Source organism: Sphingosinicella xenopeptidilytica (assembly GCF_042676985.1).
Taxonomy (GTDB): Bacteria; Pseudomonadota; Alphaproteobacteria; order Sphingomonadales; family Sphingomonadaceae; genus Sphingosinicella; species Sphingosinicella xenopeptidilytica.
The window spans coordinates 355,598-381,653 of sequence record NZ_JBHTIK010000001.1 but is presented as its reverse complement, the minus strand read 5'-3'; the positions used below and the strand labels follow the sequence as shown (position 1 = coordinate 381,653).

Sequence of the window (26,056 nt, the reverse complement as noted above, 5' to 3'; positions counted from 1 at the left end):
TGTTGGTGCCGTACGGCCAGCGGCTCAGCGGCGCCTGAGACGCCGCGCGTTCGCGGTGACGCGGCTGTGCACGGGGGCGAGCGCATTCTCCGCCGCCTCTATGGGATCGCGGGCGCGCGCCGCGCCCATCATGCCGCGCGTGAAGGCATCGACCTTTTCGGGCACCATGCGATTGAATTCCTTGGCATCGAAGGCTTCCGGGAAGATCGCTGCGTTGCCGAGCATGGCGCTGCGCTCCGCGATGACGACCATCGAGGCGGACCAGGTTTCCATCGACATGAGCCACAGCCGGACCATTTGCGGACCTGAACGCCACCAGTCGACCATACACACCCCGCATGTTTATCCGCACTGGCGAACCGCCGACTCCGTTGCGGCGCAGCACCGCCTTCTTTACAGGCAGTCGCGATGAAAACGGAACTGGTCTTTGCAATCCCTAAGGGACGCATCCTTGAGGAAGCGTTGCCGCTGCTCGCGCGCGCCGGAATCGAACCCGAACCTGCGTTCGCCGACGAGAGCAGCCGCGCGCTGCAATTCGCCACGAACGTGCCCGGGCTTTCGCTGATCCGCGTGCGCGCGTTCGACGTCGCAACCTTCGTGGCGCACGGCGCGGCAGACCTCGGCATCGCGGGGAACGACGTGCTGATGGAGTTCGCCTACTCCGAGATTTACGCGCCCGTCGACCTCGGCATCGGGCACTGTCGGCTTTCGGTGGCGGAACCTGCCGAGATGGCGGCGGGGGACGACCCGAGGAGCTGGAGCCACGTGCGCGTTGCGACCAAGTACCCGAACCTCACCAGCCAGCACTTCGCGGCGCGCGGCGTGCAGGCGGAGTGCGTGAAGCTGAACGGCGCGATGGAGCTTGCGCCGCGCCTTGGCCTCACCCAGCGCATCGTCGACCTCGTGTCGAGCGGGCGGACGCTGAAGGAGAACGGACTCGTCGAGGTCGAGAAGATCGCCGATGTGACGAGCCGCCTCATCGTCAACCGCGCGGCGTTCAAGACCAAGGCGGCGGCGATCGCGCCGTGGATCGAGCGCTTCCGGGAGGCCGCCGGTGCCGCTTGAGCTTTCAACCGCCGACGGGGACTTCGCGGCGCGTTTCGCGGATTTCGTCGATGCCGGGCGCGAGACGGCGACCGACGTTTCGGCGGCGGTTTCCGGGATTATCGCCGACGTCCGTGCACGCGGCGACGTGGCGCTTTTTGAACTGACGCGGCGCTTCGACCGAACGGACATGACGACGCTGCGCTTCACTGAAGCTGAAATCAGCGCCGCGAAGGATCAAATCGAGCCCGACCTGCGTGCGGCGCTGGAGCTTGCTGCGGAGCGCATCCGCGCGTTTCACGTGGGGCAGCTTCCGGCCGACCACGATGCCGTGGACGCCGCGGGCGTGCGCGCCGGGTGGCGCTGGTCGGCGATCGACGACGTGGGCATCTACGTGCCCGGCGGGCTCGCGAGCTATCCTTCCACGGTGCTGATGAACGCGATCCCTGCGAAGGTCGCGGGCGTGCGCCGCCTTGTGATGACGACGCCGACGCCGGGCGGCGCGGTCAATCCGCTGGTGCTCTATGCTGCAAGCCTTGCAGGTGTAGACGAAATCTACCGCGTCGGCGGCGCGCAGGCGATCGCGGCGCTGACCTTCGGCACGGACACGATCCGCCCGGTGGACAAGATCACCGGCCCTGGCAACGCCTACGTCGCCGAAGCCAAGCGGCAGCTTTACGGGCGCGTCGGCATCGACATGGTCGCGGGACCTTCGGAAATCCTGGTGGTCGCGGACAGCGCCGCGAACCCGGACTGGCTCGCCGCCGACCTTTTGAGCCAGGCTGAACACGACCGCGTCGCGCAGGCGATCCTCATCACCGACGACGCGGACCTCGCCGCGCGGACGGCGAAGGCGGCGGACTCGGCGCTCGACGAACTCGGCGCGGACGTGGCCCGCGAAAGCTGGGCACGCTTCGGCGCGATCATCACGGTGAAGAGCCTCGACGAGGCCCCCGCTCTGATCGACGCGCTCGCGCCCGAGCACCTCGCGCTCAGCATCGCCGACCCGCAGGCGATGTTCGCGCGCGTGCGCCACGCGGGATCAGTGTTCATGGGCTACCGCACGCCCGAGGCGATCGGCGACTATCTCGGCGGGCCGAACCACACGCTGCCGACGGGGCGCCGCGCGCGCTTCTCCTCCGGGCTTTCGGTCGCGGACTTCATGAAGCGGACGACCTTCCTCGACTGCTCGGCCGAAGGCTTCGCCGCCGTCGGCCCGGCCGCAGCACGCCTGGCGCAAGCGGAAGGCCTGCCCGCGCACGCGCTTTCGGTGACGCGCCGCCTCGGTTGAGGCAGACCATGCGACGCGATCCCGCCGCCATCCTTCACGAGGTTTTCGGCTTTCCCGCCTTCCGGGGCGTGCAGGAGCACGTCGTTTCGCGCGTGCTTGCAGGCCAGCATACGCTCGCCATCATGCCGACGGGTGCGGGCAAGTCGCTGTGCTACCAGCTTCCCGCCGTTGCCATGGAGGGCTGCTGCGTCGTCATCTCGCCGCTGATTGCGCTGATGCACGATCAGCTTCGCGCCGCCGAGGCCGTGGGCATCCGCGCAGCGAGCCTCACCTCGGTGGATACCGACCGCTGGGAGACGCAGCGGCGGCTGTGCGCGGGCGAACTCGACCTGCTGTACGTGGCGCCGGAGCGCGCGAGCGGCGACGGGTTCCGCCAGCTTCTCGACGATGCGCGCATTTCGATGTTCGCGATCGACGAGGCGCACTGCGTTTCGGAATGGGGCCACGATTTCCGGCCCGATTACCGCCTGCTGCGGCCGCTGCTCGACGACTTCGCGCATGTGCCAAGGTTGGCGCTGACCGCCACCGCCGACGCGCACACGCGGACGGACGTGCTCGCCGCGCTCGGCATCCCCGAAGAGGGCATGATCGTCGCGGGGTTCGACCGGCCGAACATCCGCTACACCGTGCACCCGCGAAACGGGCTGACGCGGCAGCTCGGCGACCTTCTGGCGGCCAATCCCGGCCCCGGCATCGTCTACGCGCAGACGCGCGCGGCGACCGAGACCCTCGCCGAGACATTGGCGCGCGGCGGGCGGCGCGTGCTGCCCTATCACGCGGGGCTCGCGCCTGAGATCCGCGCCCGGAACCAGTCCGCATTCATCGCCAGCGAGGACATGGTGATGGTGGCGACGGTCGCGTTCGGCATGGGTATCGACAAGCCCGACGTGCGCTTCGTTGCGCACGCGGGCCTGCCGAAATCGATCGAGGGCTATTACCAGGAAAGCGGCCGCGCGGGGCGCGACGGCGAGCCCGCCGAGGCGCATCTGTTCTGGGGTGCGGAAGATTTCGCGCGCGCCCGGCTGAGGGTGGCCGAGGTCGAGGAGGCCCGGCAGGCGGGCGAGCGCGCGCGCATCTCGGCGCTCGGTGCACTTGTCGAAACCGGCGGGTGTCGCCGTGCCGTGCTGCTGAGACATTTCGGCGAGAGCCCGCCGCAGACGTGCGGCAATTGCGACAACTGCCTCAATCCGCCCGCGAGCATCGACGCCACGGAGACGGCGCGCAAATTCCTCTCCGCCGTCTACCGCACCGGGCAGAGCTACGGCATCGGTCACCTCGAAGAGGTGCTGACCGGCAAGGCGAGCGAGAAGGTTCGCGCGCGTGGGCACGACAGCCTCACCGTGTTCGGCATCGTTTCCGCCGAGGACGCGCCGCTGCTGAAGCCGGTATCGCGCGCGCTGCTGGTGCATGAGGCGGTGACGCCTACCGAGCACGGCGGGCTCGCGCTTGGCCCCGGGGCGCGCGCGATCCTGCGCGGCGAGGAGAGCGTGACGCTGGTACTGCCGCCGCGCCGCGAGCGTACTCGGCGCGGACAGAGGGCACAGGGCGAGAATCCGGTCGACGATCCGATGTTCGAGGCACTGCGCGCCTGCCGCCGCGCGCTCGCCCAGGAGGCGGGCGTGCCGCCTTACGTCATATTCCACGACAGCACGCTGCGCGAGATGGCGGCGGCGCGGCCGACCTCGCGCGATGATCTTTCCGAGATTTCCGGCGTCGGCGCGCGCAAACTCGATGCTTACGGCGACCGCTTCATCGAGACGATCCGGGCGTTCGACGGCTAGACGGCGGTGTAACCGCCGTCGATGACGAGCTCCGAGCCGGTCATGAAACTCGATTCGTCGGAGGCGAGGAAGACGACGCCGTTCGCGATCTCGTGCGGCTGGCCGACGCGGCCGATCGGGTGCAGCGAGGCGAAGGCGGCAATCGCGCCCTCCTCGTCGAGGCCCGTCGCCATGCGCGTCACCTCGACGCCCGCCGCTGTGCGGATGAGGCCGGGGTGGACGCTGTTGACGCGGATGCCGTAGCCGCGCTGGCCGCAGTGCGCCGCGACGCACTTCGTGAGCAGCCGCACGCCGCCCTTCCCGGCCGAGTATGCGGGCAGCGCCGCCGTGCCGATGAGGCCGCCGACCGACGAGATGTTGATGATCGAGCCGCCGCGACCCTTCATCGCGGCGATACCGTATTTGCAGCCGAGGAACGCGGTATCGAGATTGAGCGCGATCATGCGCTTGTAGTGCGCGAAATCCATGCTCTCGATGTCCATGTCGAGCCCGCCGCCCGCGTTGTTGACGAGGACGTCGATGCGGCCTTCGTTCGCGAGCACGTCCGCCGTCAGACGCTCCCAGTCCTCGGGCGTGGTCGCATCGTGGCGCACGAAGCGGGCACGGATGCCCTTGCCGCCAAGGTCCGCCGCAGAGGCTTCGCCGCGCGCCGCGTCGATATCGGTGATGACGACGACCGCGCCTTCGCACCCAAGCGCCTCCGCCATCGCAAGGCCGAGGCCTCCCGCGGCGCCGGTGATGACCGCGACCTTGTCCTGAACCCGTCCTGTCATGCTGCGACTCCCTCCCCGGACAGCCCTTGGGCCGTGATGAAATCAATGATCGTGTTCTGCATCTCCGCACTGTCGAGCATGTCGACGTGCACGGCGCCCGGCACGGTGTGCGCGGCGGCGCGCGGGTTGCGCGCGGCCATCTCGGCAAGCTCCGCTTCGCTCAGCACGGTCGAGCGCTCGCCGCGCATGATGAGCGCCGGGCAGGCGACACGGTCCCACCACGGCCACAGCGCGAAGTCTTCCGGGTTGTTGCGGAACTGGTTGGAGAGTGCCGGATCGTAGTGATAGCCAACACCGCCATCGTCGAGGCGGCGCGACCAGCCGATGGTGATCTCGTCGAGCCGATCTGCCGAAAGCGTTGCCCCGGCGCGCTCGAAGAAGCGCCCGACATGCTCGCGGAACGCGCCCATGTTCGGAAAGCGCGGCGGGCCGCCGAGCCGCTCGCCGAGCACGCTGCGCATCGCATCGGGAAGCGTGGTGCCGACATCGTAAAGCACGAGGCTGGCGATGCGCTCCGGCGTCTCGCCCGCGAGGCGGATGCCGAGCGCACCGCCCTTGGAGGCGCCCACCCAGTGCACGGGACCGTCCGCGACCGCATCGAGGAAGCGGCCCACGATGACCGCCATCGTGCCGAGACCGTAGCCGTTCTCGGGATCGGGCGACGGATCGGACCGGCCGCAGCCCGGCGCATCGGGTGCGATCACGCGGAAGCCGCGCGCCCGCAGGTTGCGCGCGAGCGGGGTGTGATCGGCGCTGGTGCCCGTGACACCGTGCGCGATCATCACGGTGGGACCGTCCGCATCCCAGATGCGCACGTGCATACGCTCGGCATCAATGGGGATCAGCCGCGAATAGGCGCCGTCCATGTCAACTCCCCCTCAGGAACAGAATTATAAATAGACCGATCGGTCGATCTTTTCGGAAACCAGAATATGCCGTCATGCACCTTCTTGCTCAACTGAATTTTTTATTCATGAAAAACAGATAGATAAACTAAATTCGCAGATCACAAACTCGTCTCTTGACAAATCTTCGACCGATCATCCAATTATAGAACGATCGTTCTAGACAGCTTGATTCGAAGCCGTGATAGAACAGACAAGATCCGCGATTCGGCGGACTGGAACCTGGGGAGAGTGTATGGCGCGCGTCGTCAGCCTGAAGAATTCGCCTGCCGCCCGTGAGGCGCGGGGCCGCGAGGAACTCGTGGAAGTCGCGGTGGAGCTGTTCGCCCGCAACGGCTTCGCGGGCACCTCGATCCGCGACATCGCCGACGCGGTGGGACGCAGCGTTTCCAACGTCTACCACTATTTCGAGAACAAGGAGGCGCTCTGGCTCGCCATCCTCGAACGCTCGGTGAAGGCGCTTCCGGGCCGCCTGCGCGGTGCGATCGACGGTGTTTCAGCGCCGCGCGACCGGATCGCCGCGCTGGTGCGCGAACATCTGGACGTCTCGGAACAATACCGGCGGGAATCGCGCATCTTCTTCATCGACGAGGAGCGCCTCTCCGCAAGCGGCAACAAGGCCAACAAGCGCATCCAGCGCGAAATCCTCACCATCTACGTCGCAGAACTCGAAGGTCTACGCGCCGTGGGCCTTCTTGCGGACGGCGACATCCGCATCACCGCGTTCAACATGCTCGGCGTCATCAACTGGTACCTGCGCTGGTCGAAACCCTCCGCAGGCCAGGCGAAGCGCGAGCAGACCGTCGATCAGGTGCTCGCCTTCATCCTGCGCGGCACCGGCTTCTGAACAATAGGCAAATCGCCGGACAGGCCGGCCAAGGGAAAACGAAAACCTCATGGGCATCACCATCGACATCGACACCGGCGGCACCTTCACCGACGGCTTCATCGTGCGGGACGGCGACGTGCGCACCGTGAAAGTGCCGACGACGCCGCACGACCTCACCGCCTGCTTCCTCGACTGCATCAGCGCGGGCGCCGAGGCGTTCGAACGCGGCATCGAGGACTTCCTCGGCGAGACGGACATCATCCGCTTCTCGAACACGATCGGCACGAACACGATCATCCAGCGCAACGGCTCCAAGATCGGGCTCATCGTTACAGCAGGATCGGAAGCGCTGGCGCCGACGCACGACGAAGAGGGCAAGTCGCCGCTCGTCGCGCCGGACATGGTGATCGGCATCGCCGAGGCCGTGAGCGCCGACGGTACGGTGACGGCATCGCCAAACGCCGCCGCCATTCTCGATGCGGCGCAGACGCTGATCGACCGTGGCGCACGCGGCATCGTCGTCGCGCTTGGGAACTCCGATCTCAATCCGGCGAACGAGCGCCGCGTGCGCGCGGTGATCAAGGCCGAGTATCCGCGCGATTATCTCGGCTCGGTGCCCACCTTCCTCGCCTCCGACATCTCGGCGCGGCCGGGCACGCGCGAGCGCATCAACGCCGCCGTGCTCAACGCCTATATCCATGGCAAGCTCGCGCGCCTGCTCTACAAGGCGGGCGAGGAGCTGCGCCTGCGCGGCTATCGCGGCACGCTCTTCATCGGTCACAACAACGGCGCGGTCGCCCGCGTCGCCAAGACGCGCGCGATCAACACCTACAACAGCGGGCCCACGGGCGGACTTTACGGCGCGCGCGCCATCGGCGTGCTCTACGGCGCCGAGACGCTGATCGCCACCGACATGGGCGGCACCTCGTTCGACATCAGTTACGTGGAGGGCGGACAGGCGAGCTACGCGCTGCAGCCCGAAGTCGAGGGCTTCGCCTGCAACCTGCCGATGATGGCGATCGACGCGCTCGGCGCGGGCGGCGGTTCGATCGCCGAGGTCGAAGAAGGCGTACTGAAAGTCGGGCCGCAATCGGCGGGCGCGCTTCCCGGCCCCGCCTGTTTCGGGCTCGGGGGCACGAAGGCGACAGTGACGGACGCGAACCTCGTGCTCGGCATCCTCGATCCCGCACGCTTCCTCGGCGGCGGCATGACGCTCGACCTCGAAAAGGCCCGCGCCGCGATCGACGCCGCCGTCGCGCAGCCGCTGGGGCTCAGCATCGAAGACGCAGCGCTCGCCATCCGCCGCAACGTGGAAAGCGCGATGGGCAAGGCGGTCGGCGCGGTCGCCGAGAGGCTTGGGCGCCCAAGCGGTCTTCCCGTCATCGCCTACGGCGGCGCGGGCGCGATTCATGCTGCGGACATTGCGGTGAATGCGGGCGTCAGCCGCGTGATCATCACGCCCTTCTCCGCCGTCTCCTCGGCATTCGGTTCATCGCTGATGGACGTGGGCCACATCTATTACCGCCGCGCGGACATTCTCGTGGAAAGCGCGAGCGACCTGCTCTCCGCAGGCACGCTCTTTGCGGAAATGGCCACCGAAGCCGCGCGCGACATGCGCGGCGAGGGTTTCGAACCGACCGACGCCGAGGCGCGGCTGCAACTCTTCTGGACCGGCGCTGGCGGTGAGCCCGAAATCCTCGTGGGCGCCGAAACCGAGGCTGTCTCCGACGCCGATGCCGCCGCCGCAGCGCTTGTCGCCGCACGCGAAGCCCTCGGCGCCGCGGGTCCGCTGCGTCTTGCCAGCATCGCCTACAGCGCCTCTGCGCGCGTGCCGCATTTCGAATGGCGGCAGGGACAGACGGCAGCAACCGATCTCGCAGCCGCGCGCCTTGCCGACCGGCAGGTGTGGTTCGGCAGACCGGAGCGCATCGCGACCCCAGTTTACGACCGTGCGCGCATGGGCCCGGGCCACACGCTTTCCGGCCCTGGAATCGTGGAATCGAACCAGACGACGATCCTCGTGCCCGAAGGCTGGAGCCTCGGCATCGACGCTTACGACAACGCGCTTCTCGAACGGAACTAAGGCCCGGAGCCGAACAATGAGCAAAGTCCGCATCACCGAGTATCTCGATATCGACCTGCCCACGGAAACGTGGCGCTGCAACCGCTGCGGCCACGATCTCGGCACCGCACACGGGAATTACAAGGAAGGCTGCGTCGTCGCCGAACAGCCGCTTGAAAAAGTGCATCCGCCGCTCGTCGCGGAGGGCAACTACAGCTTCACGCCGGACAGCACATATTGCCGTCTCGTGGAGTTCTACTGCCCCGGCTGCGCGACGATGCTGGAAAACGAGTATCTGCCGCCGGGCCACCCGATCACGCACGAGATCGAACTCGATATCGCCGCGCTGAAGCGCCGCCACGGCGCCGCCGCATGACGAACCGGCTGGCCTCTGTTCTCGGCGGCGACGCAGGCGCGGCGGTGCTGCCGCGCCTTGCGGCGGCGGCCGCGCCGGTGTGCGGCCAGCCGTGGAGCGCGTTTGCCGCCGATGCGGGGCAGATCGTGCAGGCGGCGAAGCGTATCGCCGCGCTGTTCGGCACCGATGCCATCGTCATCGAAATCGATGCGTCGGACAGTGCGAGTACGGTAGAAGCGGTCCGCCGCCTCGCCGCAGAGAATGGCCGCCCGGTCGTCCCCATTCTGCCCGGCCCGGTGACGCTTGCCGCGACGAGCGACGCCGACGCCGCGAAGGAGGTGCTGACGGGCATCGTCGAGGCGATCGGCGAGGCACGTCCGGCGCTGCTGCTGTTCGACGAAAGCACGGTAGCAGCATCGGAACTCGCCGGCATGGGCGCGCGCAAGCTGTTCAACACGCTGCGCAACGTCGCCTCCTATTTCGACGTGCCGCTCGGCATCATCATGGCGATCCCGGATGAAGACGCCGCCGATACGGCTGTGCGACTGAAACCCGATGCGGTGATCGCGGCAGGCGCGGCAGATGCCGCCCTTCTGGACCGCATCGCCGCCGAAGGCCCCATCGCGGGAATCGCGCTGGCGGCAAACGACACAGCGGCGACGAGCAACGCGGCCGCACTCGCGGCGACGCGTCCGCTCATCATCACGACGCTCGGCGGCGGACCCGATCCGCTGCCGGTGGAAACCATGCACGCATTCATGGGCGCCTTCAACGGTGCCCGCCAACCTTGAGGGACGAGGCAGCGATGAGTTACACGGTAGGCATCGACGTCGGCGGTACGTTCACCGACTTCTATTGCGCCCACGAGGGCGGAGGCTTCCACACGGCGAAAACGCCGACGACGCACTACGACCTTTCGGTCGGCTTCATGCGCGGCATGGGGCTGCTCGCGAAGGGGCTGAAACTGAAGCTGCCTGAATTCCTGAGCGGTCTTTCGAGCGTGCGCTATTCGACGACGGTGGGCACCAATGCGCTCATCGAGCGCACCGGCCCCAAGCTCGGCCTCATCACCACCGCGGGTTTCGAGGACACGATCTTCATCGGGCGCGGGCGCAGCTGGGCGGACGGCCTCGGCTGGCAGCAGGGCCGCGACCTCGCGCGCATCGAAAAGCCCGCACCGCTGATCGATCCGCAGATGGTCGTCGGCGTGCGCGAGCGCATCGATTACGCAGGCAAGATCATCGCGCCGCTTTCGCGCGAAGAGGTTCTCGAAAAGCTGCAGTCGCTCGTCGATCGCGGGGCGCAGGGTTTCGTCGTCTCGCTGCTCTGGTCGTTCGTGAACCCCGAGCACGAGCAGTTCATCAAGCAGGTGATCGAGGAGGAATATCCCGAGGATTATCTCGGCTCGATGCCGGTGATCCTGTCGTCGGAAATCTCGCCCAAGGCGGGTGAATACACGCGCACGATGACCGCGGTTGTCAACGCCTACATCCACGGCCTGATGGCGGAAGAGCTGAACAAGCTCGGCAACGAACTGCGCGATGGCGGCTACAGGAAGCCGCTGACGCTCGTCCACAACACCGGCGGCACCAAGAAGGCGTCGCGCACGCGCGCCGTGCTGACGCACAACGCCGGGCCGGTCGCGGGTCTGCACGGCGCCGCGGCGCTCGGCGGCCTCTCGGCGGACGGCAACATCGTCTTCACCGACATGGGCGGCACCTCGTTCGACATCGGCCTCATCGAGGGCGGCGCGATCAAGGCGCACGATTTCATCCCGGTGATCGACCGCTGGCGCACCAACATCCCGGCCATCGAAGTGAAATCGATCGGCGCGGGCGGCGGATCGATCGCGTGGATCAACCGCACGCTCGGCGACACGCTTGAGGTCGGTCCACAATCGGCCGGATCGATGCCGGGACCGGCCTGCTACGACAAGGGCGGCAAGGAGCCGACCGTGACCGACGCCGATCTCGTGCTCGGCCTCTACAATGCCGAGAATTATCTCGGCGGCGAAATGCTGCTCGATATCGATCTCGCGAAGAAGGCGATCAGCGAGAAGATCGCACAGCCGCTCGGTATTCCGGTGGAGGAAGCCGCATGGCGCATCCGCCGCATGATCGACGCGCGCATGGGCCAGGAAGTGTTCAACGAGGTCGCGCTGAAGGGTCACGACCCGCGCACCTTCGTTCTCTATGCCTGCGGCGGCGCGGGCGGTGCGCACGCGGTGGGCTTCGCGCCGTTCATCGGCGTCAGCAAGATCGTCGTGCCGCTGCAATCGTCGGTGTTCGGCGCGTTCGGCGCCTCGACGATGGCGATCAAGGAAGTGTGGGAACGTTCGCGTTCGCTGAAGCTCTTCAACTGGTCGGAGCAGGCGTATCTTTCCGATCTCGCACCGTTCAACGATCTCGTCTCGGAACTCGTCGATCTCGCGACGCGCGACCTGAAACTCGAAGGCTTCAACGAGCGCGACATGGCGTTCCGGCTCGAACTCGATATGCGCTACGGCAGCCAATACAACATGACGCGCGTCACCGCGCCGAAGCTGCGGCTCGACAATGCGGACGACGTGAAGGCGCTCTGCGATGCGTTCACCGCGCGCTACGCCGAGGTCTATTCGCCAGAGGCGACCTTCCCCGCGGGCGGCATCAACGTGGAGAGCTTCTTCCTCACCGCGTCCGTCGCGCAGGATCCCTTCGCGCTGCCCGCCGAAACGCTCGCCGCGGCCGAGCCGGATGCAGGCGCGAAGACCGAAACACGCCCCGTCTACTGGGACCCGGCGGACGGCTTCGTCGCCACACCGATCTACGACGCGCGCCGTCTAAAACCCGGCAACCGGCTCGCCGGCCCCGCCGTCATCGAAAGCCCCGACACGACCTATGTCGTCGCGCCGGGTTGGACCTTCCACATCGACGCCTGGCGGAACGGCGTCCTCGAACGCAGCGCCTGAGGGAGAGAGAACATGACCGGCATAGCCTACGCCCGTGACCACGAAGTGGTTCAGCGCCTGCGCCCCGAACCGATGACCGAGGCCGAAGCCGCCGCACAGGCGCACATCGATCCCGTCGAGTTCGATATCTTCAAGCACAAGATGCACATGATCGCGCTTGAGGGCAAAGAGACGACGATGAAGCTCGGCGCCTCCACCGCGATGCGCTGGGGCGACGTCGCCTTCGGCGTCTTCACGCGGCAGGGCGATCTCAGCGTCTGCGCAACCGGCATCTATCACCACGCCGTGCTCGGCCAGCTGCCGCTGAAATATGCCGTGAAGCACTGGGTCGACGAGCCCTCCGTGGGCGTGCGCGATGGCGACAGCTTCTTCTACAACGACCCCTTCTACGGCGGCGTGCACAACGCCGACATGGGGCTCGCCGTGCCCGTGTTCTACAAGGGTGAACTCATGTGCTTCATCGCCGCCGCCGTGCATACCGGCGAGGCGGGCGGCACCGAGCCCGGCGGCACCTGCAATACCGCGAAGACCAAGTACGACGAAGGGCTTCTGGTTCCGCCAATCAAGATCGGCGAGAATTACCAGCTGCGTGAGGATATCCTCAACATGCTGGCGGCGATGACGCGCGATCCGCGCACGATGATCCTCGACATCAAGGCACGCCTTGCCGCGGCGCGCATCGCGCAGCGCCGCGTGCTCGAAGTGATCGAGGAGAAGGGGCCGGAGTTCTTCATCGGCGGCCTGCGCCGGATCCTGACGCAGACCGGCGAAGCCGCGAAGCGCCGCGTCGCCGAGCTCAACGACGGCATCTACCGGCAGCCGCGCTTCCTCGACACGGTGGGCACCGAATCCGGGCTCACCAAGATCAATCTCACCATGATCAAGCAGGGCGACCGCATCATCATGGATTTCGAGAACACCTCGCCGCTCGTCGAAGGCCGGCCGATCAACAGCTTCTTCCAGGGCATTCTCGGCCTCTCCTGCGTCTATTACTGCGGCTGGCTGTTCCACGATCTGCCCGCCAACAATGGCCTCCTCGAAGCCATCGACTGGCGCTTCCCGGACGATGCGATGGTGAACGCCAAGGGCGATGCCTCCACATCGCTCGCGCCGCTGGTGCAGACCTGCTTCACGCAGGGCATCTTCCTCACCGGCGCGCGGATGACCTACAGCTACGATTCCTCGCGCGCAGTGGCGGCGTGGTTCTCGGGCTTCGCGATCCCGACGTTCGGCGGCATCAACCAGTTCGGCGAAGGCATCGCGGACATCACGCCCGAGATCAACGCCACGGGCTGCGGCGCGCGGCCGGACATGGACGGCGTGGAAGCGGCAGGCGCGTTCTTCGCTACGATGAGCGACTGCTCGGACGTCGAGGCGACCGAAAGCGACCGGCCGTTCCTCTACACGTTCCGCAATCTCTTCAACAACAGCTACGGCCACGGCAAGCAGCGCGGCGGTTGCGGCGTTGGCTTCGGGCTGATGGTGCACGATACCAACCGCTTCATGCTCGGCTCGATGGGCGGCGGCTCGCGCTTCCCGACGACGCTTGGCCTGTTCGGCGGCTATGCCGTGCCGCCGGTGTTTGTGCAGACCGTGCACGACAGCAACCTGAAAACCCTGATGGCGGACGGCGAGACGCCGCTGCCGCACGACCTCTCCGGCGTGTTCGCCCCGAACAATCCTGAGATCGGTTCAAAGCAGGCAATGGACGTCAGCATGGTCGTGCAACCGTTCAACGACGGTGACACCTATTACGTCGGTGTCGGCGGTGGCGGCGGCTACGGCGATCCGCTGGAGCGCGAACCGGCGAGTGTGCTCGGCGATCTTCGGAACGGCCGCGTGTCACACTGGGCGGCGGCGAACATCTACAAGATCGCCTACGACACAGAGACGATGCGCTTCGACGCCGAGGGCACCGATGCGCTACGCAAGGCGGCACGTGCCGAGCGCCTCGCCCGTGCGAAGCCCTACGGCGACTTCGTGAAGGACTGGTCGAAGCTTTCGCCGCCCGAGGATGCCCTCCGCTACTACGGCAGCTGGCCGAACCCGCGCGACGGGATGCAGCCGATCGTGCAGCTTCGCGCTGCCTGAGATGCCGGTGGACATGCTCGCGAACGTTGCCGAACGCACCGTTCACGGCCTGCTGAAACAGCGGGCCGCCGAACGCCCAAACGATCCGTTCCTTCATTTCGAAGGGAAGGACTTCACGTTCGGCGCGCTGAACGACGCGGCAGCGCGCGTTGCGGGCGGCCTTGCCGCGCGCGGCATCGGGCGCGGCGACAAGGTCGCGATCATGATGGGGAACCGCCCGGAATTCCTCATCTGCTGGTTCGCGCTTTCGCAGATCGGCGCCATCGAAGTGCCGATCAACACGGCGCATCGCGGCACGCTGCTGCACTACATGCTGGATCAGGCGGATTGCTCGCTGCTGATCCTGGAAGGCACGTTTCAGGATCGCCTTCAGGACATCACGGCCGATCTTCCGAAGCTGCGCACCGTGGCGCTGCTGGACGGTGCGGGGCTGGACGGCATCCCGCAGCAGGTCGTCGATTTCAGCGCGCTGGAAAGCGCTGCACCGCTTGGCGATGCGCCGCTGATCGGCCCCGCCGATCCGGTCGCAGTGATGTTTACCTCCGGCACCACCGGCCCGTCCAAGGGTGCGGTGCTGCCACAGAATTACGTGCTGATGCAGGCCGCGATCATCGCGGAAGGCTGCCGCTACACACCCGAGGATTGCCTCTACAACGCGCTGCCGCTGTTCCACGGCAATGCGCAGTTCCTCTCGACGATTCCCGCGCTGCTTTCAGGCGCGCGCATGGTGCTCGCGCGGCGCTTCTCGGCCTCGGCGTTCTGGGACGAGGTGCGCACGTACAAGTGCACGGCGTTCAACTACATCGGGGGTATTCTCCCGATCCTCTGGAAGGCACCGCCCTCGCCTGACGATGCGAACAACAGCCTCCGCCTGATGATGGGCGCGGGCGCGCCCAAGGATCTGTTCGAGGCGTTCGAAACGCGCTTCGGCGTCCGTCTCGTCGAAGGCTACGGCATGAGCGAGATCGGCATTCCGCTCAACAACAGCATCGATCACCGCCGCCCCGGATGCTGCGGTCAGCCGCTTCCGCAATACGAGGTGCGGCTCGTCGACGACGACGGCGCCGACGTGCCCGACGACACGCCCGGCGAATTGCTGATCCGGCCGAAGACGATGAACAGCATGATGCTGGAATATTATCGGATGCCGGAAAAGACCGTGGAAGCGTGGCGCGACCTGTGGTTCCACACCGGCGACTATCTGAAGCGCGATGCGGACGGCTATTATTATTTCGTCGACCGCAAGAAGGACGCGCTGCGGCGGCGCGGCGAGAACATCTCCAGCTACGAGGTGGAACGCGGCGTCAGCGCGCATCCCGCCGTGCTCGAATCCGCGGCCGTCGCGGTCGCGTCCGAACTCGGCGAAGACGAAGTGATGATCTGCCTCACGCTGCGCCCTGGCCAGACCCTCGAACCGATCGCATTGATGCAGCATTGTCTCCGTCAGATGGCGCGCTTCATGGTGCCGCGCTACGTCCGCATCCTCGATGCACTTCCCAAGACGCCGACCGAACGCGTGCAGAAATACGCCCTCCGCGCCGAGGGCGTCACCCTCGACACCTACGACCGCGAGTCCGATCCCGCATGGCACGCGCTGCTGAAGGATGAAGCGGCATGAGCGGCGGCAATCTCCCGCCCTTCGCCGAAGGGATCTTCAAGGCAGATGGCACGCTTGCCGAACTCGTCGGCAGCCGCTGTCCCCTATGTGGCGCGCAGCATTTCCCGGCACGCACGCATTGCCCGGACGACATGGCGGAAACCGCAGCCGTGAGCCTCGGCAGCCACGGCACGCTCTACAGCGCCACGGTGATCCGTACCAAGCCGCCGTTCGGCCTCCCCGCGCCTTATGCCGTCGGCTACGTCGATCTCGATGCGCACCCGCTGCGCATCTTCATGCTGCTCGATCCCGAACACACCGAGGATTTCCGCATCGGGATGCCGCTCGCGCTGAAGAGCCGCGCGCTCGGCGTTGGTCTCAATGGCGAGCCCTGCATTCGTCCCTATTTCACGCCCGCACTGAAAGACTGATCCAACCATGGTCGCGATCCTCGGCGTCGGCACGACACGCTTTACGCAAAAAGTAGAACGAACGATCGTTTCACTGGGTGTCGAAGCCGCGCGCCTCGCACTTTCCGATGCCGGCCTTGCGCCCACGCGCATCGAAGGCGCGTTCGTGGCGAATGCGCTTGGCGGGATGCTGTTCGGCGACACGACGATCGGCCAGACGCTGCTGCGTGACGTCGGCCTGCGCCGCCTTCCGATCGTGAATGTCGAGAACGCCTGCACATCCGGATCGAGCGCGCTGTGGCTCGCGTGGAACGCGGTGAGCGCCGGGCAGATGGAAGCCGCACTCGTGCTCGGCGTCGAGCGCATGTGCGTGCCCTCGCTCGGCCTCATCAATTCCGGGCGCACCGAGATCGACACGCTGCTTGGTCTCGTCACGCCCGCGAGCTTCGCGCTGCGCGCGCAGCGGCACATGCACGAATTCGGCACCACGCGTGAACAGATGGCCGCGGTCGTCGAGAAAAGCCGCCGCCACGGCGCGCTCAATCCGAACGCGCTGTTCCAGCGCGCCGAAACGATTGCCGACGTGCTCGCCGGTCCGTCAGTTGCCGACCCGCTGACCCGCTCCGAATGCTGCCCGATCGCGGACGGCGCTTCCGCGATCGTCATCGGCTCCGATCGCCTCGCGCGCGAACTCGGCGCGGGCGTGCGCATCGACAGCGTCGTCCTTTCGAGCGGCGGCTACGAGAACCCCGCCGATCTCGCGCGATGGGATACTGACAGCGAAACCGCCGCCGCCGCTTATGCGCGCGCCGGGATCGGGCCCGAGGATCTCGATCTCGTCGAGTGCCACGACGCTTTCTCGATCGCCGAGATCTTGCACTGCGAAGCGCTCGGCCTGTGTGCGCCGGGCGAAGGCGGGCCGCTCGCCGCGAGCGGCGCGACGTCGCTCGGCGGCCGCATTCCCGTCAATGTTTCGGGTGGCCTCATCAGCCGCGGCCACCCGGTCGCGGCAACGGGCGTCGCCCAGATCGCCGAAATCGCCGCACATCTGCGCGGCACCGCCGGTGTGCGCCAGGTGGAAGGCGCGAAGGTCGGCCTCGCCCAGTGCATGGGCGGCGACCTCGCCGGCGACACGAAATCCTGCACCGTGGCGGTTCTTTCGCGGTGAAGCAGGCAACACCAGAAAAAGGGAGGATTGCATCATGGTTCGAAGGTCTGTTGCCGGTGCCATAAGGACCGGCATTTCCATTTCGGCGTTCGCGGCAGGCTTCGTTGCCCTGCCCGCCGTCGCACAGGACACCGATGAGACCGGCATCGCCGAGATCATCATCACCGCGCAGAAGCGCGAGCAGAGCCTGCAGGATACGCCGCTCTCCGTCTCCGCCTTCGGCGCGGCGCAGATGAACGCGCGCGATGTCACCAACATCGGCAATGTCGCCGCCTATGTGCCGAACGTCGAAATCAATTCGGGCAAGGGTGACGGCGGCAGCACCAACGCCGCAATTTTCATCCGCGGCGTCGGCCAGAACGACTTCATCTTCCCGACCGATCCCGGCGTCGGCGTCTACGTCGATGGTGTCTATATCGCCCGCTCGATCGGCGCGATGATGGACCTTTCCGACATCGAGCGCATCGAGGTGCTGCGCGGTCCGCAGGGCACGCTCTACGGCAAGAACACGATCGGCGGTGCGATCAACATCATCTCCTCGCGTCCCGGCAACGAACTTTCCGGGCAGATCCGCACCACGGTCGGCGCGCGCGACCGCATCGATGTGGAAGGCCGCATCTCGGTGCCGCTGATCCCCGATGTGCTCGCGATCAAGATCGCCGCCGCCAGCAAAAATCAGGACGGCTACGTGATCCGCCCGGACGGCACCGACCTTGGCGACATCAATGTCGACGCCGGCCGCTTCGCGATCGCGTGGAATCCGTCCGAGGACTGGACGGTCGACCTGTCGTTCGACGCCTCGCGCATCCGCCAGAACGGATCGCCGCAGCGGCTTTCGGACACGTTCTCGTTCCCCGGCGGTCTCTATGATCTCTACAACGCCATCGCCGCGCCGCTCGTCGCCGCGCGCGACGGGCTGCCCGCGGGCGCGCTGTTCGACGATCGCTGGGTCTCCTCCGACCGGCGCGTCAGCAACGGCACAGGCCCGACGCGCGACAAGGCCGACGTGTGGGGCACGAACCTCACCATCGCGTGGGAGGCGAGCCCGGCGCTCACGGTGAAGTCGATCACCGGCTATCGCGAGATGGATGCGGAAATCCAGGTCGACATGGACCAGTCGCCGTTCCCGATCATCCACACCGACGAGGTGCAGAGCGAGAACCAGTTCAGCCAGGAATTGCAGCTGAGCGGCGCGACCGAGGACAAAAGGCTCAACTGGCTGGTCGGCGGTTATTATTTCCGCGAACGCGCGCACGACGTGAACCAGACGCTTCTCGCCTCGGGGCTCTACGATGCGCTCGAACTGCTCCCCGATGCGCTGATCCCGCTCGTCGCGGGCGTGCCCTGCCCGCCGCCGGTCGCCGGGCTTCCGTGCGCGGGCGGCGCGGGCAATCCGTTCAACGCGCTGCTCGATCTCGACGTGCGGCCGCAGACGGCGCTCACGACCAACAACTGGGCGATCTTCGGTCAGGCGAGCTACGAGATCGTCTCTGCGCTCACGCTCACCGTCGGCGGGCGCTACAGCTGGGAACGCAAGCGCTACTTCATCGATTCGATCTATCCGAATTCGGGGCGTATCGCGACACCGCCGACGCACGACGAGCGCACGTGGAAGAACTTCGCGCCGAAGATCGGCATCGATTACCGCGCGAGCGACGACCTGCTGCTCTATGCATCGTGGTCGAAGGGCTTCAAGAGCGGCGGCTGGAACCCACGTCCGCTGACGCCCGAGGAATTCAAGTCCTACGACCCCGAGAAGCTGACCGCGTATGAGGCGGGCCTCAAATCGCGGCTGCTCGATGGGCTGATGACCTTCAACCTCGCGGGCTTCTACAGCCAGTACAAGGATCTGCAGCTCCAAGCCAACAGCGTCTCGCCGACAACGGGCGGCCTCATTCTGACGGTCGACAACGCAGGCAGCGTCGATCTCTACGGGTTCGAGGCGGAAATTCTTGCCGCGCCGCTTCCCGGCCTCGATCTCAACGCGAGCATCGGCTACTTGCACAACGAGTATCAGTCGCTCGCGGCGGGTACGGGCTATCCAATCACCAACACGCTGCCGAAGGCGCCCGCATGGACGCTTGCGCTTGGCGCGCAGTATCGTTTCGATCTGCCGGGAACGATGGGCGGGCTCACGGTGCGCGGCGATCTCAGCCACCGCAGCAAGACGTATCACGATCCGGCGAATTCGCTCTCGATCGTGCAGCCGGCCTATACGCTTGTCGATGCGCGCCTCGCGTGGACATCATCGAGCGAGGCGTTCGAGGTTGCCGTTTTCGGCAAGAACCTGACGAAGGAAGACTATTTCACCGCCGCCGAATTCGTGCCGGCCTTCGGTGTGCAGAACATGGTGGTCGGACGTCCCCGCGAATGGGGGCTGCAACTCACCGCGCGTTTCTGACGATCCTTTTTTGGGATTGTCGGTATCGGCCGGAGGCAGCGCCCTGCCTCCGGCCGTTTTTATGTCTAGAAGTTGTACCGCACCTGTGCACCGAACCAGCGCGGCTGCGTGTAGGTGTCGTAAGCACCGCCGAGCGGCGGGGCCGAGACGTCGAACGAGAAGATCTTGCGGGCCTTGTCGAACACGTTGTTCGCGAACACCGAAAGCTCGAGCTTGTCCTCCATCGTCTTCAGCGACACGCGCGCGTTGGCGAGCCAGCCACCCGGAACCTTCGTGACCGACGCGTTGGTCAGCTGCGAATAGAAATCCGCGGTGTAGACGGCGTTGAACGTCGTGCTCAGCTCGCCGAAGCCGAGATCGAAATCCTTCGTCGCGGCGAGGTTGATCGTGTGACCCGGCGACTGCGGCGCCTTGCGATCGACGAGACGCGTGCCGATCGGAATATCCTGAACGTTCGTGTGCAGGAGAGCGAGGCCCGCATCGAAGCGGAAGCCCATGCCCGGATGCAGCGACAGTTCGAAGTCCGCGCCGTAGATTTCGGCATCGGTGTTGAACAGCGTGAAGTTGAAGCCGCGCTGATCGAACGCCTGATAGTCCGAATAATCGTAGTAGAAGGTCGCGGCGTTGAAGCGCACACGGCGGTCGAGGAATTCGAACTTGCCGCCGATTTCATACGCCATCAGGTCTTCGCCCTTGAAGCGGAAGCCGGAGAGCGGCGCCTGCCCCACGAACCCTGCGTTGTAGTTGAACGCCTTGTAGCCGCGGTTGATGCTCGCATAGAGCAGCGTCGCGTCGTTCGGCTTCCAATCGAGCGCGAGACGGCCGGAAACGCCGGTTTCGCCGTGCTTGTCGGTGGTGACACCGTTCGCCGCGAGCGTGCCCGGTGCGATCAGCAGCGGGCAGAGCGGACCTTCGCAGACTTCGGAGTAGTAATAATCCTTCTCGTCGCGCGTCACGCGGATGCCCGCCGACAGCTTGAGCTGATCGGTGAGATCGTATTCCGCCTGCACGAAGCCCGAGTAGGACTTGGTGTCGACCCGGTAATCCGCGCGCGGATAGGTGCCGAAGCCGGAGAGATTGAAGCCCTGGAAATAGTCGCCGTTGATGTTGAGGTAATAGAGACCCGCGGTCCAGCGGAACGCGCCATCATCCTCGATCAGGCGGATTTCCTGCGTGAAGTGCTTTGCTTTCGCATCCTGTTCGAACACGCCAATGTCGACCGGCGAGAAATCGTTGTCGGCCGCGTAGCTGCTGTCGAGCTTCTGATAGCTGGTGACGGTTGCGAGCGAATAGCCGCCGCCGAGATCGTAGTTGATCTTGCCGCCGATGGTCCACGTCTCGCGCGCAAAGCGGCCCGCGTAGTTGAAGGCGCCCGTATAGGGGTCGCCGTCCGCATCCGCATAACCGAAGCCGGTGGGCGATCCCTTCGGCAGTGCGACGCCGAGACCGTCAGCGTCCTGAGTCGCGCCGGTGATCATCGCGCCGCCGCTCGTGACGGGGCGCGTCTTGTACCAGTCCGCGAACAGGTTGATCGTCAGGGCTTCGTTTGGTTCAAGCCGCAATTGGAAGCGCCCGGCGAGCGTATCGTCGGCGAGAAGATCGGGACCGATCGCGTTCTTCACATAGCCGTCGTGCTTGTCTTTCATGAACGACAGGCGCGCAGAGACGCCTTCCGCGATCGGTCCGCCGACGGCACCCTCGAAGCGGAGCTGGTCATAGCTGCCGTAGGTGACATCCACGTACCCGTCGAGTTCATCGCCCGGCTGGGCGGTGATGATGTGGACGAGACCGCCCGTCGCGTTGCGGCCGAAGAGCGTGCCCTGCGGTCCCTTCAGAACCTCGACGCGGCCGACGTCGAACAGCTGCTGCACGCTGGTGCCGCTCGAAGGCTGATAGACTTCATCGATGTAGAAGGCGTTCGCCGGTTCGATGTGGCCAGCGAAATCGTTCTGCGAAACGCCGCGGATCGAGATGAGACCGGCAACCGGCGGGCCGCCCGGCGAAACGAACTGCAGACCCGGCGTCATCGCGGCAAGATCGGTCGTGTCGCGCAGGCCAAGCTCGAGCAGGCGATCACCGCCGTGCGCCGTAACGGCGATGCCGATATCCTGCACGTTCGCAGCGCGGCGAGTCGCAGTGACGACGATTTCCTCGATCGTGTCGTTGCTGCTGGTTGCGGCATCCTGCGCCGCGGCGCTGCCTGCGGAAAGCGCGATCGCAAGCGCGAGAACACCGGCGCCCGTGTTGAAGCCGCTGGTCCGTTTCATGATTCTGGTACCTCCCCCGAAAAGCCGGTCGCGCCCCATGGCGGCCGGCATCTTGCTTCTCGGCACGCTTCATGCCCCGCTTGCGGCACCCCTGCCTATAACGGGAAACACTCATGGGGGGTGTGGCACGAAAGCCGCGAATATCCGGCACTTTCCCTGCAGCCTGTTTTCTGATTGAATGCGTACTGCAGGGGCAGTAGATTAATTGTACGATCGGTCGATCTATGCACACGCGCCTTAAAGAGCGCCTGGCCGATAGATGAGGGGAGGCGGAGGTGCCCAGCGCGAATTTCGGGGGAGATCCCTCGGCGGAACTCTTCGAGAAGATTCTGTCCTGCGAGACCGCTGACGCGGTCGGTGAAACATTGCTCGAACCGATGGTCGATGCGCTCGGCGCGCGGAGCGGCGTTTTCATGCAGATCTTTTCTTCGCCCTATGGAGACCGGCATTTCGGCGCGCGCAGCTATGTGGGCAGCAAACCCACGTCGGTAGATGTGTATGTGGACGGGCTTTATGCGCTTGATCCCGTGATCCGTCCGGTGATGGACTGGCTGGACGACGAGCGCGGCCCGGCACCGAGCCTGCTGACGGGTTCGTTCGAGCGCGATCTGGAGGAAGACCCCCAGTATCGCGATACGTTCCTGCGCCCCTATGACATCGGCCACGTCGTCGCCGTCGCCATGCCGATGCGAACGGGCCTCGAAACACAGCTCGCCTGCGTGGGCTTTCATCGTCGCCACGGTGATATCGCGTTCCTACCCGAGCAGCTTTCGTGGTTCCAGCGTCTGGTGCCGGCGATCCGTTCAGTGCTTTACGCGCTCGCCTGCAAGGAGGCGCTGGCACTCTCCGAAACCATCGCCATTGCCGCCCGCGAGGCCGGAACCGAAATGGGTTTCCTGATCCTCGACGAGGATCTCGTGGTGCGGAACGGCAACGCGAAGGGCATGGAGGATCTGGGTCTTACCGGCGGTGCGCAGGGCGGCTCATCCGTGCTCGGCGACATCAAGGCGCGACTTCTGGCCGCCGATCGTGCGCCGGGCGCATCATTCAGCTTCAAGGCGAGCGGGGCACGTGCGTTCGACGTCGAGGTACGCAAGTTCGAAACCGCCGACGGCCGCAATTTTCATCTCGTCGTGACGAGCGGCGGTGGTCCGCGCCACGCGATCGGCGACGCCTGCCGCCGCTTCGGTCTCACCGAACGCGAAACGGAGATCGCGCGCCAGATCGCGTCGGGCAAGTGCAACGCCTCGCTCAGCCACGAACTCGGCATCTCGCTGCGCACCGGCGAGAACCATCTCCGCTCGATCTACCGCAAGGTGGGCGTCAGCAGCCGGACGCAGCTCGTCTCGCGCTTGCTGCACATCCAGTAGCTGCGGTAGCGTTTCGGCGATGGCCGAACTTCCGCTCCTCGATCCCGATATCGGCGCCGCGCTCGTCGAAGCGGTGGGCACGCCCGTGTTCGGAACACTGATGCTCGACGCCGCGCGGAGTGTAGCGGGTGTCGACGAGATCTTCGCCTATCACGTCCGCGACGGGCAGCGCCCGGTCGCGCTCTCCTCGATCAGCGAGCGCGGCGACCACGACCGGCGCGCGCGCCACTATGCAGAGCGCTTCTACCATCACGATCCCGTGGTCCACGCGCGCCAGCGCACGGCAGCAGGTCGCGGCTTCATCGCCTGCGTCCGCGCGGCCGAGATCGGCCTGCGCGATTACCGCGCGATCTGCTTCGAGCAGCCCCGCTTCGCCGACAAGCTCTGCTTCGGCTGGCGGGGCGCGGGGCGCGCGATCGTGCTCAGCTTCTATCGCCGCCGCGACAGCGAAGGCACCGCCGCGCTCGCAGCGCTCGCCAACGTCGGCCTCACCGCACTTGCCCGGCAGGCTGTTCCCGCATCTGAATCCAACCTCGTCGAACGGCTGGAAACGCGCATCGCCCGCGCCTTTCCGGCCCTCACCCTGCGCGAGCGGCAGGTCGCCGCGCGCACCATCGCGGGCTGGACCGCCGAGCGCACGGCGGACGCGCTCGACATCCGGCCGAGCAGCGTCCTCACCTACCGCCAGCGCGCCTATCAGCGGCTGGGGTTCTCAGGCGCGGCGGATTTCCTGCCCTCGATCCTCGATTAGACCGCGTTCATCGTCAGCAGGTCGTAGGTCGCGCAGAGCTCGTCGTCCTGGTTGGTGACGCGTACGGCCCAGCGCACCTCGCCCATCTCGGCCGAACGCTGCGACTTCGACCGGACGGTGAGCGACACCTTCATCGAATCGCCCGGCTTCATCGGCTTCACGAAGCGCAGGTGCTCGAGGCCGTAGTTCGCGAGCACCGGCCCCGGAGGCGCATCGACGAAGAGGCCCGCCGCGAACGACAGGATCAGGTAGCCGTGCGCCACGCGCCCGCCGAAGATCGGGCTCGCCTTCGCAGCCTCCTCATCCATGTGCGCGTAGAAATTGTCGCCGGTGAAGTCCGCGAAATGCTCGATGTCATCGAGCGTGATCGTGCGCGAGCCTGTCTTCAGCGTATAGCCCGGTTCCAGCTCGCCGAGGCGCAGACGGAACGGGTGGACGGTGCCTTCATCCATCGGCGCGCCGGGCAGATATTCGCCGAGCGCCTTCGAGAGCAGCCCCGGATCGCCCTGCAGCGCGGTGCGCTGCATATAGTGCTTCACGCCGCGGATACCGCCCATCTCCTCGCCGCCGCCCGCGCGGCCGGGGCCGCCGTGGACGAGGACGGGAAGCGGCGAGCCATGGCCCGTCGAGGTCTTTGCTGAGTCGCGATTGAGGAACGCCATGCGGCCATGGAACGCGCCCGATTCGAGCACGAGTTCGCGCGCCGTGGCGCCGTCGTGCGTGAACACCGAAATGGCGAGCGACCCCTTGCCGTGGTTGGCGAGCGCGGCCGCATCGGCAAGATCGGCATAGGGCATCAGCGTCGCGACCGGGCCGAACGCCTCCACCTCGTGGATCGCTTCCGCCTTCCACGGATCGTCGGTGCGCATCAGCACCGGCGCAAAGAATGCGCCCTTCCCGTCATCCGCCCCGTTCGGGTCGCCGTAGACGACCGGCGCGACCGCCGAAAGCTCGGCGATCTTCGCGCGCACGTCCGCGAGCTGCGCACGGCTGACGAGCGCGCCCATGGTAACGCCTTCGTTTCGCGGGTCGCCGACGACGGCCTTCGCGAGGCGGGCGGAGAGCGCTTCCTGCACGGCATCGATGAGGTTCGCAGGCACCAGCGCGCGGCGGATCGCGGTGCACTTCTGCCCCGCCTTCACCGTCATCTCGCGCGCGACCTCCTTCACGAACAGGTCGAACTCGGGCGTGCCCGGCGCGGCATCCGGCGCGAGAATCGAAGCATTGAGCGAATCGCGCTCCGCCGTGAAGCGCACCGCTTCGCGCGCGATCACCGGGATCTGCTGCAGCTTCGCAGCGGTGTTCGCCGAACCGGTGAACGCCACCGAATCCTGCCCCGTCAGATGATCGAACAGGTCGCCCGGCATCCCGGCGATGAACTGCAGCGCGCCTTCGGGAAGCACGCCGCTTTCGATCATGATGCGGAACGCGGCCTCGGCAACGTATGCCGTGGCGGACGCGGGCTTCACGATCGCGGGAACGCCCGCGAGCAGCGTCGGCCCCAGCTTTTCGAGCATCCCCCACACGGGGAAGTTGAACGCGTTGATGTGAAGCGCAAGCCCCTGCATCGAGGTGTAGACGTGCTGGCCGATGAAGCTGCCGTCGCGCGCCAGCACCTCTGTGTCGCCGTCAAGGAGGATGCGGTCGTTCGGCAGCTCGCGGCGACCCTTGGAGGCGTAGGAGAAGAGCGTGCCTGCGCCGCCTTCGATGTCGATCCAGCTATCGGTGCGCGTCGCGCCCGTATCCCACGACAGGTCGTAGAGCTCTTCCTTGCGCTCCATGATCGCCTGGCCGAGCGCCTTCAGCATCAGCGCGCGCTCGTGGAAGGTCATCGCGCGCAGCGCCTTGCCGCCTTTTTTCCGGGCGAAGTCCGCCATGCCGCCGAAATCGAGGCCGTCACTGCCCGTTTCGGCAACGACATCGCCGGAGAGCGCGGAATGGATGGGCGAAAGCCCGCCGGCGCTCTTCACCCAGCGGCCTTCGGCGTAGTTTTCGAGAATCTTGGTCATGCGGG

At 66.3% G+C, this 26,056-nt stretch carries 20 protein-coding genes; 15 read left to right on the top strand and 5 right to left on the bottom strand.

Annotated features, from left to right (window positions below):
- Positions 1 to 24: 24 nt before the first annotated feature.
- Positions 25 to 327 carry a hypothetical protein gene (locus tag ACFQ00_RS01965; protein WP_381485404.1) on the bottom strand — a complete coding sequence of 101 codons (303 nt, stop codon included), beginning with the start codon at positions 325 to 327 and terminating at the stop codon, positions 25 to 27.
- An 81-nt stretch (positions 328 to 408) separates the two neighbouring features.
- On the opposite strand from ACFQ00_RS01965, the gene hisG reads away from it, so the two are divergent.
- The 3 genes from hisG to recQ are packed head-to-tail and all read left to right on the top strand — an operon-like array spanning position 409 to position 4,116.
- Complete coding sequence (gene hisG, locus ACFQ00_RS01960; RefSeq protein WP_381485401.1) at positions 409 to 1,065, top strand: ATP phosphoribosyltransferase; 657 nt, start codon at positions 409 to 411, stop codon at positions 1,063 to 1,065.
- Positions 1,055 to 2,335 carry a histidinol dehydrogenase gene (gene hisD / locus ACFQ00_RS01955; protein WP_381485399.1) on the top strand — a complete coding sequence of 427 codons (1,281 nt, stop codon included), beginning with the start codon at positions 1,055 to 1,057 and terminating at the stop codon, positions 2,333 to 2,335. Before hisG ends, hisD begins: the two co-directional genes overlap by 11 nt.
- A gap of 8 nt (positions 2,336 to 2,343) precedes the next feature.
- Complete coding sequence (recQ, locus tag ACFQ00_RS01950) at positions 2,344 to 4,116, top strand: DNA helicase RecQ (protein ID WP_381485397.1); 1,773 nt, start codon at positions 2,344 to 2,346, stop codon at positions 4,114 to 4,116.
- Here recQ and ACFQ00_RS01945 read toward each other — a convergent pair.
- Together ACFQ00_RS01945 and ACFQ00_RS01940 are read right to left on the bottom strand one after the other, a co-directional pair.
- Positions 4,113 to 4,889 (bottom strand): SDR family oxidoreductase, encoded by a 777-nt coding sequence (locus ACFQ00_RS01945; protein ID WP_381485394.1) that lies wholly within the window; start codon positions 4,887 to 4,889, stop codon positions 4,113 to 4,115. The genes recQ and ACFQ00_RS01945 overlap by 4 nt on opposite strands.
- On the bottom strand, positions 4,886 to 5,755 hold the full coding sequence (locus ACFQ00_RS01940) for an alpha/beta fold hydrolase (RefSeq protein WP_381485392.1): 870 nt from the start codon (positions 5,753 to 5,755) through the stop codon (positions 4,886 to 4,888). Before ACFQ00_RS01940 ends, ACFQ00_RS01945 begins: the two co-directional genes overlap by 4 nt.
- Before the next feature lie 274 nt (positions 5,756 to 6,029).
- Here ACFQ00_RS01940 and ACFQ00_RS01935 point away from each other — a divergent pair, with 274 nt between their 5' ends.
- From ACFQ00_RS01935 to ACFQ00_RS01890, 10 genes are read left to right on the top strand one after another with little or no spacing between them, the layout of a single operon-like run.
- Complete coding sequence (locus tag ACFQ00_RS01935; RefSeq protein WP_381485389.1) at positions 6,030 to 6,641, top strand: TetR/AcrR family transcriptional regulator; 612 nt, start codon at positions 6,030 to 6,032, stop codon at positions 6,639 to 6,641.
- 49 nt (positions 6,642 to 6,690) lie between these two features.
- On the top strand, positions 6,691 to 8,706 hold the full coding sequence (locus ACFQ00_RS01930; RefSeq protein WP_381485385.1) for a hydantoinase/oxoprolinase family protein: 2,016 nt from the start codon (positions 6,691 to 6,693) through the stop codon (positions 8,704 to 8,706).
- A 16-nt stretch (positions 8,707 to 8,722) separates the two neighbouring features.
- Entirely contained in the window at positions 8,723 to 9,061 is a 339-nt protein-coding gene (locus ACFQ00_RS01925; RefSeq protein ID WP_381485382.1) for an acetone carboxylase subunit gamma, read from the top strand.
- Positions 9,058 to 9,831 carry a hypothetical protein gene (locus ACFQ00_RS01920; protein ID WP_381485379.1) on the top strand — a complete coding sequence of 258 codons (774 nt, stop codon included), beginning with the start codon at positions 9,058 to 9,060 and terminating at the stop codon, positions 9,829 to 9,831. The genes ACFQ00_RS01925 and ACFQ00_RS01920 overlap by 4 nt, the downstream gene beginning before the upstream one ends.
- Before the next feature lie 14 nt (positions 9,832 to 9,845).
- The gene (locus ACFQ00_RS01915; protein WP_381485377.1) at positions 9,846 to 11,987 is read left to right on the top strand and encodes a hydantoinase/oxoprolinase family protein; all 2,142 of its coding nucleotides are present in this window, start codon (positions 9,846 to 9,848) and stop codon (positions 11,985 to 11,987) included.
- Between the two features lie 12 nt (positions 11,988 to 11,999).
- Positions 12,000 to 14,078 (top strand): hydantoinase B/oxoprolinase family protein, encoded by a 2,079-nt coding sequence (locus ACFQ00_RS01910; RefSeq protein ID WP_381485374.1) that lies wholly within the window; start codon positions 12,000 to 12,002, stop codon positions 14,076 to 14,078.
- A 13-nt stretch (positions 14,079 to 14,091) separates the two neighbouring features.
- Entirely contained in the window at positions 14,092 to 15,696 is a 1,605-nt protein-coding gene (locus tag ACFQ00_RS01905) for an AMP-binding protein (protein WP_381485893.1), read from the top strand.
- A complete protein-coding gene (locus ACFQ00_RS01900) occupies positions 15,693 to 16,106 on the top strand; it encodes a Zn-ribbon domain-containing OB-fold protein (RefSeq protein WP_381485371.1) in 414 nt (137 codons plus the stop codon). Before ACFQ00_RS01905 ends, ACFQ00_RS01900 begins: the two co-directional genes overlap by 4 nt.
- A gap of 7 nt (positions 16,107 to 16,113) precedes the next feature.
- A complete protein-coding gene (locus ACFQ00_RS01895; RefSeq protein WP_381485368.1) occupies positions 16,114 to 17,253 on the top strand; it encodes a thiolase family protein in 1,140 nt (379 codons plus the stop codon).
- 34 nt (positions 17,254 to 17,287) lie between these two features.
- On the top strand, positions 17,288 to 19,654 hold the full coding sequence (locus ACFQ00_RS01890; RefSeq protein ID WP_381485365.1) for a TonB-dependent receptor: 2,367 nt from the start codon (positions 17,288 to 17,290) through the stop codon (positions 19,652 to 19,654).
- A gap of 65 nt (positions 19,655 to 19,719) precedes the next feature.
- Here ACFQ00_RS01890 and ACFQ00_RS01885 read toward each other — a convergent pair whose 3' ends face one another.
- Positions 19,720 to 21,921 (bottom strand): TonB-dependent receptor, encoded by a 2,202-nt coding sequence (locus tag ACFQ00_RS01885; RefSeq protein WP_381485362.1) that lies wholly within the window; start codon positions 21,919 to 21,921, stop codon positions 19,720 to 19,722.
- A gap of 275 nt (positions 21,922 to 22,196) precedes the next feature.
- Here ACFQ00_RS01885 and ACFQ00_RS01880 point away from each other — a divergent pair, with 275 nt between their 5' ends.
- Entirely contained in the window at positions 22,197 to 23,291 is a 1,095-nt protein-coding gene (locus ACFQ00_RS01880; RefSeq protein WP_381485359.1) for a helix-turn-helix transcriptional regulator, read from the top strand.
- A 19-nt stretch (positions 23,292 to 23,310) separates the two neighbouring features.
- Positions 23,311 to 24,042: a helix-turn-helix transcriptional regulator gene (locus ACFQ00_RS01875; protein WP_381485355.1), complete on the top strand. Its 732-nt coding sequence runs from the start codon at positions 23,311 to 23,313 to the stop codon at positions 24,040 to 24,042.
- On the opposite strand, the gene paaZ is transcribed toward ACFQ00_RS01875, so the two are convergent.
- A complete protein-coding gene (gene paaZ, locus ACFQ00_RS01870) occupies positions 24,039 to 26,051 on the bottom strand; it encodes a phenylacetic acid degradation bifunctional protein PaaZ (RefSeq protein ID WP_381485353.1) in 2,013 nt (670 codons plus the stop codon). The two genes, ACFQ00_RS01875 and paaZ, sit on opposite strands and share 4 nt — an antisense overlap.
- Between the last annotated feature and the right edge of the window lie 5 nt (positions 26,052 to 26,056).

What these genes read in the sequence shown, in the direction of transcription:
- ACFQ00_RS01965 (WP_381485404.1), bottom strand. Translation starts at nt 327, where the DNA reads ATGGTCGACTGGTGGCGTTCAGGTCCGCAAATGGTCCGGCTGTGGCTC.
- ACFQ00_RS01895 (WP_381485368.1), top strand. Translation starts at nt 16,114, where the DNA reads ATGGTCGCGATCCTCGGCGTCGGCACGACACGCTTTACGCAAAAAGTA.
- ACFQ00_RS01925 (WP_381485382.1), top strand. Translation starts at nt 8,723, where the DNA reads ATGAGCAAAGTCCGCATCACCGAGTATCTCGATATCGACCTGCCCACG.
- recQ (WP_381485397.1), top strand. Translation starts at nt 2,344, where the DNA reads ATGCGACGCGATCCCGCCGCCATCCTTCACGAGGTTTTCGGCTTTCCC.
- ACFQ00_RS01905 (WP_381485893.1), top strand. Translation starts at nt 14,092, where the DNA reads ATGCTCGCGAACGTTGCCGAACGCACCGTTCACGGCCTGCTGAAACAG.
- ACFQ00_RS01910 (WP_381485374.1), top strand. Translation starts at nt 12,000, where the DNA reads ATGACCGGCATAGCCTACGCCCGTGACCACGAAGTGGTTCAGCGCCTG.
- hisG (WP_381485401.1), top strand. Translation starts at nt 409, where the DNA reads ATGAAAACGGAACTGGTCTTTGCAATCCCTAAGGGACGCATCCTTGAG.
- ACFQ00_RS01915 (WP_381485377.1), top strand. Translation starts at nt 9,846, where the DNA reads ATGAGTTACACGGTAGGCATCGACGTCGGCGGTACGTTCACCGACTTC.
- ACFQ00_RS01900 (WP_381485371.1), top strand. Translation starts at nt 15,693, where the DNA reads ATGAGCGGCGGCAATCTCCCGCCCTTCGCCGAAGGGATCTTCAAGGCA.
- ACFQ00_RS01940 (WP_381485392.1), bottom strand. Translation starts at nt 5,755, where the DNA reads ATGGACGGCGCCTATTCGCGGCTGATCCCCATTGATGCCGAGCGTATG.
- ACFQ00_RS01920 (WP_381485379.1), top strand. Translation starts at nt 9,058, where the DNA reads ATGACGAACCGGCTGGCCTCTGTTCTCGGCGGCGACGCAGGCGCGGCG.
- paaZ (WP_381485353.1), bottom strand. Translation starts at nt 26,051, where the DNA reads ATGACCAAGATTCTCGAAAACTACGCCGAAGGCCGCTGGGTGAAGAGC.
- ACFQ00_RS01945 (WP_381485394.1), bottom strand. Translation starts at nt 4,889, where the DNA reads ATGACAGGACGGGTTCAGGACAAGGTCGCGGTCATCACCGGCGCCGCG.
- ACFQ00_RS01930 (WP_381485385.1), top strand. Translation starts at nt 6,691, where the DNA reads ATGGGCATCACCATCGACATCGACACCGGCGGCACCTTCACCGACGGC.
- ACFQ00_RS01890 (WP_381485365.1), top strand. Translation starts at nt 17,288, where the DNA reads ATGGTTCGAAGGTCTGTTGCCGGTGCCATAAGGACCGGCATTTCCATT.
- ACFQ00_RS01885 (WP_381485362.1), bottom strand. Translation starts at nt 21,921, where the DNA reads ATGAAACGGACCAGCGGCTTCAACACGGGCGCCGGTGTTCTCGCGCTT.
- ACFQ00_RS01935 (WP_381485389.1), top strand. Translation starts at nt 6,030, where the DNA reads ATGGCGCGCGTCGTCAGCCTGAAGAATTCGCCTGCCGCCCGTGAGGCG.
- ACFQ00_RS01875 (WP_381485355.1), top strand. Translation starts at nt 23,311, where the DNA reads ATGGCCGAACTTCCGCTCCTCGATCCCGATATCGGCGCCGCGCTCGTC.